This is a genomic window from uncultured Methylobacterium sp. (genome assembly GCF_964242245.1).
Taxonomy (GTDB): domain Bacteria; phylum Pseudomonadota; class Alphaproteobacteria; order Rhizobiales; family Beijerinckiaceae; genus Methylobacterium.
In genome coordinates this window covers 1-10,281 of record NZ_CAXTBY010000096.1, presented here as the reverse complement: position 1 = coordinate 10,281, position 10,281 = coordinate 1, and the positions used below count along the sequence as shown (strand labels likewise).

At 72.2% G+C, this 10,281-nt stretch carries 7 protein-coding genes; 6 read left to right on the top strand and 1 reads right to left on the bottom strand.

What is annotated here, in order from left to right:
• Positions 1-31: 31 nt before the first annotated feature.
• A complete protein-coding gene (locus ACFE8Y_RS16715; protein ID WP_375465510.1) occupies positions 32-1,675 on the bottom strand; it encodes a porin in 1,644 nt (547 codons plus the stop codon).
• Positions 1,676-2,454: 779 nt separating this feature from the next.
• Between ACFE8Y_RS16715 and ACFE8Y_RS16710 the strand changes: the two genes are divergently transcribed.
• Genes ACFE8Y_RS16710 through ACFE8Y_RS16685 form a run of 6 tightly spaced genes read left to right on the top strand, consistent with a single transcriptional unit; the run spans position 2,455 to position 10,027 of the window.
• On the top strand, positions 2,455-2,709 hold the full coding sequence (locus ACFE8Y_RS16710; protein ID WP_375465509.1) for an acyl carrier protein: 255 nt from the start codon (positions 2,455-2,457) through the stop codon (positions 2,707-2,709).
• Positions 2,706-3,869 (top strand): acyl-CoA dehydrogenase family protein, encoded by a 1,164-nt coding sequence (locus tag ACFE8Y_RS16705; protein WP_375465508.1) that lies wholly within the window; start codon positions 2,706-2,708, stop codon positions 3,867-3,869. Before ACFE8Y_RS16710 ends, ACFE8Y_RS16705 begins: the two co-directional genes overlap by 4 nt.
• Positions 3,869-4,852 (top strand): amino acid--[acyl-carrier-protein] ligase, encoded by a 984-nt coding sequence (locus ACFE8Y_RS16700; protein ID WP_375465507.1) that lies wholly within the window; start codon positions 3,869-3,871, stop codon positions 4,850-4,852. Before ACFE8Y_RS16705 ends, ACFE8Y_RS16700 begins: the two co-directional genes overlap by 1 nt.
• Before the next feature lie 17 nt (positions 4,853-4,869).
• The gene (locus ACFE8Y_RS16695) at positions 4,870-5,826 is read left to right on the top strand and encodes a DUF1839 family protein (RefSeq protein ID WP_375465506.1); all 957 of its coding nucleotides are present in this window, start codon (positions 4,870-4,872) and stop codon (positions 5,824-5,826) included.
• A 30-nt stretch (positions 5,827-5,856) separates the two neighbouring features.
• Positions 5,857-8,319 carry a glycoside hydrolase family 2 protein gene (locus ACFE8Y_RS16690; protein WP_375465505.1) on the top strand — a complete coding sequence of 821 codons (2,463 nt, stop codon included), beginning with the start codon at positions 5,857-5,859 and terminating at the stop codon, positions 8,317-8,319.
• On the top strand, positions 8,309-10,027 hold the full coding sequence (locus tag ACFE8Y_RS16685; RefSeq protein ID WP_375465504.1) for an alpha/beta fold hydrolase: 1,719 nt from the start codon (positions 8,309-8,311) through the stop codon (positions 10,025-10,027). Before ACFE8Y_RS16690 ends, ACFE8Y_RS16685 begins: the two co-directional genes overlap by 11 nt.
• Positions 10,028-10,281: the final 254 nt, after the last annotated feature.

The following is a 10,281-nucleotide window of genomic DNA, read 5'->3' as shown; positions in this document are numbered from 1 at the left end:
CCGATCCGTGCGGGCCGTCGGAGCGCCTGGACTAGAAGTCGCGCTGGACGCGGGCGCGGACCTGGAACACCTCGTCGCTGGCCTGGGTGCGGACGAAGCCGCCGGCGTTGATGGAGGCGATCCGGGCGGCCGAGTAGGCGGTCGGATCCTTGTCGACGTTGATCACCCGGCCGTTGCTGACGCCGATCTGGGTGTACATCCCCTCCAGACCGATATCGAGGTCCTTGACGGGCGACCAGATCAGGCTCGCGCCGGCGACGATCTGGTAGGTGTCGCGGATCGCTTGGCTGAGGGCGAAGAACCGGGTGCCGGGCGTGCCGACGGCGTTCGATCCGCCCAACCCGGTGACGGTGAAGGCGTTGCCCTGGCCGGCGCGGACGCCCGCCCCGAAGGACTGCTCGCCGTAGCTGCCGAAGAAGGCCGAGCGGAACTCCGGCGACCAGTAGTGCAGGTAGGAGCCGACGACCGCGAAGGTTTCCGAGAGCGACATCTGACCGGTGAACGGGTTGATCACCGCGTCGCTGAAGTACTGGCTGAAGCCCTGGCCCTGGATGGTGATCGCGGACTGGGCGTAGGAACCCGAGTAGTTCGAGTAGCCGGTGTAGGACTGCGCGCCGACCGCGTAGGCGCCCTGGAGGTAGAGGGTGTCGCCCGGCGCGATGAACGGCAGGTTGACCTTCACGCCGCCCTGGACCGCGTAGCCGTACTCCGAGGAGGTGTGGGCGATGCCGACGTTGGTGCCGGCGCCGGTGCCGGCGCCGTTGGCGACGTTGCCGACGTTCGACTCGTGCACGGCGGCGGAGAGCTGGGCGGAGCCCCAGGGCGCGTCGTAGCGCAGGACGCCGACGAAGTCGGGCAGGCGGTTGCGCTCGATCGCGTCGACGAAGCTGTATCGGGTCGGAACCCCGGCGGCGTTGTAGCCGATGAACACCGGCACGGGCGAGTTGCTGAGGCCGAAATTCGCGAGGTTGGAGTTGACCACGGCGGCCGACGGGTTGGCGGTCGGCGAGAAGACCGGCGTGCGGCGGAAGCTCGGGTCTTCCATCGAGATCGTGGCCGAGAAGCCGTTGCCGATCGTCGCGGTGTAGGCGGCGAGGTTCGTCGAGGAGACGTCGGAGCCGGCGGTGGCGGCGATGAACTCGAAGTCGTGGGCGTAGAAGTCGAAGAACGACGAGGCGCGGCCGGCGGTGAAGCCCGCGAACTGCACGAAGGCCTTGTCGACGTTCGAGAACTGCTGGAGGCGGCCGAAGCCGTCGACGCCGAGCGCCGGGTAGGCCTGGGCGATGCGCTGCTGGGTGCCCGAGTTCATGCCGCCGTAACCCGAGCGGCTGCCGGCATCGAGGCGGACGAAGGCGCGCAGCGTGCCGTAGGCGGTCTGGGTGCGGGCATCGAGGTTGATGCGCATGCGGCCCTGGTAGCCGGTGGTGTCGCCGTAGCCGGAGCCGTTCTGGCGGGAGTAGGTCGGCTGGTAGCCGAGCTCGAGGCGGGCGCGGCCCGAGACGCGCAGGCAGGTGTCGGTGCCCGGGATGTAGAAGAATCCGGCTCCGTAGGCGGAGCAGATGCGCACGTACTCGATCGGTGCGGCCTTCTTGACCGGCAGATCGGCAGCCTGCGCTCCGGCGACGGCGGCGAGGCCGGCGGCCGAGGCGAGCAGGGAGCTCTTCAAGAGCTTCATTGATATCTCCAAAAGCTTCGAGACCCGAGGGATGTGCAGTCACGCCGGCCGAGACCGGGCGCTGCACTTCGTTGTGCGGCCCGCTTCTGAGATGCGGGCTCCATGGGCCCGCTTTGGCGATGCCCCCAGTGCAGGAACACTGTGTGCGAACCGGTTCCTGCGAGCAACGTGGAATCGTCCGTCAAGACGTTGCGCCCAGGCGCTGTTGCATCACGGCAACGAATCGACGTGCCTTTAGCCAGCTTGCGAACAGATTTATCGTTTTGCTCGCTCGCGACTCTGGCCGACAGCACCGAAATCCAGGCCCGGCCGCCGCTTGTCGGGTCGATCCCTGCAACGCTCCGTTGAATGACGCGCCGATTCGATCACCGGTCTGATGCTTGCGGCTCGGAGGCAGCGTCTCGGCTGACCGAGAGACCTGCCCTCATCTTAAGAGATTCGCCGGCGTCCCCGCGTCGGGACCGCCGGGACTTGCACGCCCATGCGAAGCGTCCCTTCACGCGTCGTCCACGATCTGCACCACGGATGCCGCCCGAAATCGTCGCGCGGGGGCGTGATGCCGGCCTTCCCGGGCGCTGCGGACGACCGATCGATCGCTGACCCCGCTGAGGCGCGCCCGGCATGCGCCGACGCGCGCCGCCGCGCGGCTGACTTTCAGGCAGGGCCATACTGGCGAATAGCTGTTAAGCAATGATTAAGTTAACTGTACGGTCTGTTAAGAATTGACAAGTTCAGTCTAGCCTTGTATCCAGTACATTCTGTAACCGGCGTTGAAACTGATGATCTCCTCTGACGACATCCGCAAGGCCCTCGGCGCGATCGAAGCCATGTCCCGCATGGCGGATCGGATCTCGGACGACGACGACCTGTTCGACAAGGGGCTGTGCTCCTTCGGATCGGTCCAGCTCATGCTGGCGCTCGAGGAGCGCTACAACATCGAGTTTCCGGACCACCTGCTCAACCGTCAATCGTTCGCGACGATCCGGGCGATCCGCACGACCGTGTCCTCCCTGGCGCAGCCGGGCGCGCGATGACCACGCGGCCCGAGCGCACGCGGCGCGTCGCGCAGGTCGCGGCGCTCCATGCCGACGCGGTCGATCGCGAAGGCCGGTTCCCGGCCGAGGCGATCGCGGCCCTGAGGAGCGAAGGCCTGCTCGGCATCCAGGTCCCGCGCCAGTTCGGCGGCGAGGGCGCCGACATGAGCCAGGTCGCCGACACCTGCTTCGCCCTCGGCCAAGCCTGCTCCGCCACGGCGATGATCTTCGCCATGCACCAGATCAAGGTCGCGAGCCTCGTGACGCACGGGGTCGAGAGCGCGTGGCACCGCGCGCTGATGGAGCGGGTGGCGCGCGATCAACTGCTCGTTGCCTCGGCCACCACCGAGGGCGGCATCGGCGGCGATCTGCGCAACAGCCTCTGCGCCGTCGAGACGCGCGGGGACCGGTTCACCCTGCGCAAGGACGCGACGGTAATCTCCTACGGGGCCCACGCCGACGTGATCCTCGCGACCGCGCGCCGCCACCCCGACGCCGCCGGCTCGGACCAAGTCCTCGTCGCGCTGCTCGCCGATCAGGTCACCCTGGAGCGCACGAGCCGGTGGGACACGCTCGGCATGCGCGGCACCTGCAGCGACGGCTTCCTGCTCGCGGCGCAGGATGTGCCGACGGCCCAGGTGCTGCCGAAGCCGTTCGCCGAGATCGCGGCCCAGTCGATGCTGGCCGCCTCGCACCTCCTGTGGAGCAGCCTCTGGTTCGGGATCGCGAGTTCCGCCGTCGATCGGGCGCGAACCTTCGTGCAGGCCGAGGCCCGCCGCCGCCCCGGCACGGTCCCGCCGGGGGCGCTGCGCCTCGCGGAAGCCGTGAGCGCGCTTCAGACCCTGAAGGGGACGATCCACGGCGGCCTGCGGCGCTTCGAGGACGCGAAGGACTCCCCCGACGACCTCGGCTCGGTGGGCTTTGCCGTGATGCTGAACAACGTGAAGACCGTCGCCTCCACGGCGGCCGTCGAGATCGTGCAGACCGCCCTCGGGATCGTCGGCATCTCCGGCTACAAGAACGGCACGCCGTTCAGCCTCGGCCGGCCCCTGCGCGACGTCCTGTCGGCGCCGCTCATGATCAGCAACGACCGTATCGTGGCCAACACCGCCAGCCTCCTGCTCGTGCAGAAGGGCGGCGGCCAATTCCTGAGCGCGTGATGGACAGATTCGCCACTTCGACCGCCGCCTCCGCGGACACGGGCCTGCACGCGCCCCCGCCATCCGTCCCGGCGGAGGCGGAGCCGCGCAGCCTCCTCGACCGGCTGTTCGATCGCGGGCTGCTGGTGCGCACCGGGATCGACGGGCTCTACGGGCGCGGCGGCGACTTCGAGGCCGTCGTCGAGGCCGTCGACGCCCTCGTCTCCCGCCTCGGCGCGGGCGACGGCGCGGAGCGGATGCGCTTCCCGCCCGGCATGAGCCGTCCGGCGTTCGAGCGCAGCGGCTACCTGAAGGGCTTCCCCAACCTCGCCGGCACGGTGCACAGCTTCTGCGGCGACGAGGCGGCTCACGCCCGCCTGCTGGCCTGCGTCGAGGCGGGCCAGGACTGGACGCAGGACCAGGCCTGCACCGACATCGTCCTGACGCCGGCCGCCTGCTACCCGCTCTACCCCGTCGCCGCCGCGCGCGGGCCGCTCCCTGCCGAGGGACTGCTGTTCGACCTGCAATCCTACTGCTTCCGCCACGAGCCCTCGGTGGAGCCGACCCGGATGCAGATGTTCCGCATGCGCGAGTACGTGCGCATGGGCAGCCCCGAGCAGGTGCTCGCCTTCCGCGAATCCTGGCTCGAACGCGGCACCGCGATGATGCGCGACCTCGGGCTTCCGCTCGCCGTGGACGCGGCCAACGACCCGTTCTTCGGCCGCGCCGGGCGGATGCTCGCCAACAACCAGCGCATGCAGGGACTGAAGTTCGAGCTGAACGTGCCGGTCAACAGCGAGGCGTCCCCCACCGCCTGCCTGAGCTTCAACTACCACCAGGACCATTTCGGCAGCACCTGGGAGATCGCGCAGGCCGATGGCGCCACGGCGCACACGGCCTGCGTCGGCTTCGGCCTGGAGCGGATCACGCTGGCGCTCCTGCGCCACCACGGTCTCGATCCCGCGGCCTGGCCCGCGGACCTGCGCGCCCGGCTCTGGCCGTAGCCCGCGCGCCGGCCCCGATGCCCTCCGCCCTCGCCCCGACCGCCGCGGACCTCCGCGGCTCGCACCCGCTGCACGCGCCGGAGCGGGTGTGGCCGGAGACGAACTGCTACGTCGATCTCTGGATCGAGCTCCTGCACGCCTACGGTCTCGTGCCCGAGGCGATGCTCGGCTTCACCCTGCGCCAGGACTTCGAGGGCGACCAGTTCACCTTCTTCAAGCCGTTTGCCGTCGATCTCGACCGGCTCTACGGCCTGGAGATCCAGGAACTCGCGATCTACGACGGGCTCGAAGCGCAGGCCCGGATGCAGACCGCCCGGGGCCGGCCGGTCCTGGTCGAGGTCGACGCCCTCCACCTGCCCGACACGGCGGGCACCACCTACGGCCGCGCGCACGCCAAGACGACGATCGCGATCCTCGGTCTCGATCCCGACCGGCGCACCCTCGACTACCTGCACAATGCCGGCCGCTTCACCCTGAGCGGGGCCGACTACGACGGCCTCTTCGCGCCCGGGACGCTGCCGCCCTACGCCGAGTTCGTGAAGGCGACCGGCGCCCCCCTCGCCCGGGACGCCCTGCCCGCGGCGGCCCTCGACCTCCTGCGCGGCCATCGCAGTCGCGCCCCGCGGGCCAACCCCGTGCTGGCCTTCCGGGCGGCGCTGGATCACACCGGCCCCTGTCTGGTCCGGCAACCGCTGGCCGTGTTCCACGCCTACGCCTTCAACACGACGCGCCAGCTCGGCGCCAACGCCGAACTCCTCGGCAGCCACCTCGCGTGGCTCGATGCCTCGGGGCTGGCCGATCTCGGCGCGGCCGCAACCGCGGCCGGCGCCCTCGCCCGGGAGGTGAGGGCGTTCCAGTTCCAGCTCGCCCGCGCCTTCGGGCGCGGCGACGCCGGCCCCTTGCGCGCCGCCCTCGAGCGCCCGGCGCAGACCTACGACGCGCTGATGAGCGCGCTCGACCGCGCCCTGCGCTGACGGGGGATCGCGGTGGCCCGGATTCACGCCGTGGACGGCATCCCGGCACGCAGCGTCGAGGGCCCCTGGGAACTGGTCCTGACGGAACCCGGCGCCTGCGCTTCGCCCGCCGACGCCTCCGCCCGCGGCGGCTGGATCCCGGCGACGGTCCCAGGCACCGTGGCCGCGGCGCTCCGGGCGGCGGGGCGGTGGTCGGAATCCGAACCGTCGCCGATCCACGACCGCGACGTCTGGTACCGCACCCGCTTCCACGGCCGCGGCCGTGAGCGCCTGTGCTTCGCGGGGCTGGCGACGCTCGCCGAGGTGTGGTTCGACGGCGCGCTCGTGCTGTCGGCTCGCTCGATGTTCCTCGCCCACGAGGTCGAGGTCGAAGCGTCCGGAACCGTGGAGTTCGCGCTCTGCTTCCGCGCGCTCGGCGCGGAACTCGCGCGGCCGAACCGGCGCGGCCGGTGGCGCCCCCGCCTCGCGACGCCCGGTTCGCTGCGCCACGTCCGCACCAGCCTCCTCGGCTTCATGCCCGGCTGGTGCCCGGCGATCGACCTCGTCGGCCCCTATCGCCCGGTGACCCGGCACGCGCTCGACGCAGGCCCGCGGGTGATCGCCGCCGACCTGCGGGCGGAGCTCGACGGCACCACGGGCCGTTTGCGGCTTCGTCTCGACCTTGCGGGGTGCGCCGCCCCGACGCTCGCCCTGCGCTGCGGCGAGGCCCGCACCGTCCTCGACGCGACGGCGCCGGGACGGTTCGACGGCGCGCTCCTGATTCCCGAGGTCGCACTCTGGTGGCCGCACACCCACGGCGAGCCGCACCTCCACCCGGTCGAGGCCGAGATCGACGGGCACCGGCTCGACCTCGGACGGGTGGGCTTCCGGACGATCACCCTGACCCGGCCGTTCGAGGCGGGCCTGAGCCTCGCGGTCAACGGCGTTCCGGTCTTCTGCCGCGGCGCGTGCTGGACGCCGCCCGACCTCGTCGGGCTGCCGGACGGACGCGAGGCCTGCCGCCCGCTCCTCGCGCTCGCGCGCGAGGCCGGCATGAACATGCTGCGCGTGCCCGGCACCACGCTCTACGAGGCGGACGCCTTCCACGACCTGTGCGACGAACTCGGCATCCTGGTCTTCCAGGACCTGATGCTCGCCAACTTCGACTACCCCACCGACGTGCCCGACTTCCGCGACCTCCTCCTGCGCGAGGTCGACGAGTTCCTCGACCGGACGCAGGGCTCGCCCTCCCTCTGCGTCGTCTGCGGCGGCAGCGAGGTGCAGCAGCAGGCCGCCATGCTCGGGTTCCCGCGGGAGGTCTGGGACGGCGGCCCCGTGGCCGGGGCGCTTGCCGAGCGGGTCGCCCGCCGCCGGCCGGACGTCGTGGTGGTGCCGAACTCGCCCTCGGGCGGCGACCTGCCGTTTTCGACCGATGCAGGCGTGACGCACTATTACGGGGTCGGTGCCTACCGCCGTCCGTTGGAGGATGCGCGCCGGGCCGAGGTGGGCTTTGCCGCAGAATGCCTCGGGTTCGCCAACGTGCCCGGGCGGGCGACGCTCGCGAGCGTCGACCTCCTCGACCCCGCGAGCCCGCGCTGGCGGACCGGCGTCCCGCGCGACCGGGGCGCGGACTGGGACTTCGAGGACGTGCGCGACCACTACCTCGCCGCGCTGTTCGGCCTCGACCCGGAGCGCCTGCGCCGCGACGACCCGGAGCGCTACCTCGCGCTCAGTCGCGCGGCCAGCGCCGAGGTGATGGAGGCGGTGTTCGCGGAGTGGCGCCGCGCGCGCTCCCCGACGGCCGGCGGCCTCGTCTGGGTCCTGCGCGACCTCGCGCCGGGGGCCGGCTGGGGCGTGATCGACGCGGCGGGCCGACCGAAAGCGGCGTGGTACGCTCTCAAGCGCGCGTTCCGGCCGGTGCAGGTGGCGTTCTCGGACGAGGGCCTGAACGGGCTGCATGTCCACGTCCACAACGAGGCCGCCGCGCCGCTCCGCGCGACGCTCGCCGTCACCTTCAGCGATCCCGCGGGCCGCATGGTGGCGCAGGCCGCGCGTGACGTCGTGGTCGAGCCCCGGGGCTCGGGCGTCTGGTCGAGCGCAGGCCTGCTCGGGCGCTTCTTCGACGCCACGGCGAGCTACCGGTTCGGCTCCCCCGCGCACAGTCTCGGCCACGCGAGCCTGACGGCGGGCGGCGTGGTCGTGGCCGAGAGCTTCCACTTCCCGCAAGGGCGCGATCCCGAGCCGTGCGCGATCGGCCTCACGGCCGAACTCGCCCCGGGCGCGGACGGCCCGATCCTGAGGATCGCGACGCTGCGCCACGCGCTCTGCGTCCAGATCGACACCGAGGGCGAGGTCCGTCCGTCCGACAACGGGTTCCACCTCGCACCCGGTGCCGAGCGGCACGTGCCGCTCGTCGGCCCGGGCCCTCCGCGCGGGACGGTGCGGGCCGTCAACGGCCGCGAAGTTTTGAGGTTCGGCAGCGAGATCGTGAGGTTCGGCCGCGATGATGGTTGAAGCGTCCCCCGATACCCTCTCGCCCCTGCGGGCGGAAGCGGTCGCGATCGACGATCTGTTCGGGTGGTTCAGCCCGGGGATCGGCCGCCGCGGCGTCGTCCTGTGCGGCGCGACCGGCTTCGAGCAGCTTGCCGCGCACCGGTCCTGGCGGGACTTGGCCGGGCGGATCGCGGCGACCGGCTGCGCGACGCTGCGGTTCGACTACCCGGGCGAGGGCGATTCCGGGGATGCCGGAGCCGAGTCGGTCGCCGCCTGGGTCGGCGCGATCCGCCGGGCCATCCGATTCCTGCGCGAGGAGGCCGGGGCCGAGGAGATCGTCCTCGTCGGGCTGCGGCTCGGGGGAACGCTCGCGGTGCTGGCCGCGCAGGAGGGCGGCGTCGACCGGCTCGCGCTGCTGGCCCCGTGCCGGACCGGACGCGCGTACCTGCGGGAGATGAGGCTCCGCGCGCCGGCGATCAACGCGCTCCCCGACGGCGCGACGCCCGCCCAGGAGCCCGGTCACCTCAGCGTCGGCGGCTTCCGGTTCGGCCCCGGTCTCGTCCGTGACCTGTCCGCGATCGACCTCGCCGGGATCGCCGTCCCGCCGGCCCCGAAGATCCTCCTGCTCGGGGCGGAATCGGACGATCTCGCCCGGCGCTGCGAGGCCCTGGGCAGCGACGTCGCGCGCGGGCCGCTGCACGGCCTCGCGCTGCTCGTCGGCAACCCGCTCTTCTCCGAGACGCCGGAGGACGCGTTCTCGACCGTCGTCGATTTCGTAGCCCAGGGCGCCCTGCCCCGGCCGAGCGGCCCCGGCAGCGTCCTCGCGCCGGCCCGCATCGACGGCGCGGGCTGGCGCGAGGAGGCCGTCCGGTTCGGACCGGACTTGTTCGGCGTGCATGGCCGGTCCTCCGGGGCGGCCCGGGGCGGCCCGACCGTCCTGTTCGTCCAGGCGGGCCTCAGCGTGCATTCGGGCTGGGGCCGGCAGACGACGGTGCTCGCGCGACGCCTCGCCGCGCGGGGCGTGGCCTCGCTGCGCATGGACCTGCGCGGAGTCGGCGAGAGCCCGGATCGTCCGGCCCGCACCTCGCCGCTGTTCGCGCCCGACGCGCCCGACGACATCGGCCACGCCCTCGATCACCTCGCCGCGCGCGGGACCGGACCGGTCGTCGTCGTCGGCACCTGCAGCGGCGCCTACGCGGCGTTCCACGCGGCGTGCCGCGATCACCGCATCGCGGGCGCGCTCCTGGTCAACCTCTACTGCTTCGACTGGCATCCGGACGACGAGGTCGACGCGGTGATCCGCGGGCGCTTCGGGCGTGCTTCGACCTACGCCGCGCTGCTCGCCCGCGGCGCGACGTGGCGTCGGCTGCTCAGGAGGGAGATCCGCGTCGCGGCCATCGGCGGCGCCCTCGCGCGCGGCGGCCTGCACCGGATCAAGCGCCGCTGGACCGGCCTCTTCCGGCCCGGCCCGGCCGGCGGCAGCGTCGCCCGCCGCGTGGATGCGATCCGCCGCAGGGGCGCGCACCTGCGGCTCGTCTACTGCGCGGGCGATCCGGGACTGCCGGCCGTGCGCAAGCTCGGACGCTCGCCGGAGCGCGTGGCCCGCCGCCTCGGCGCGCCGGTCGCCATTATCCCGGGCACCGATCACAACCTCGGCACGCCCGACGCGCAGGACCGCTTGGCTGCGATCCTGCTGGCCCTCGTCGACACGGTTGCGAACGGGCACTGATGCCCGCGGCTGGCGATGCCGATGCATGACGGCAAGGGCGCGGCGGCGGTCCTGCGGCGCATGCAGGACGTCGAGGGATCATACGGTTTCCGGTTGATTGGTTCGGGGGGCGGCGCGCCCCGTAACCCGCGCGTCCTTCCCTCCCCCGCAGAGGGGGCGGGAGCGCACGCAACCGAGCTAATCACCCGGAAACCGTATCATACCAACGGCGGGCTACACTGACACGTTTGCCCAATCGCGTGCGGCGATGGATG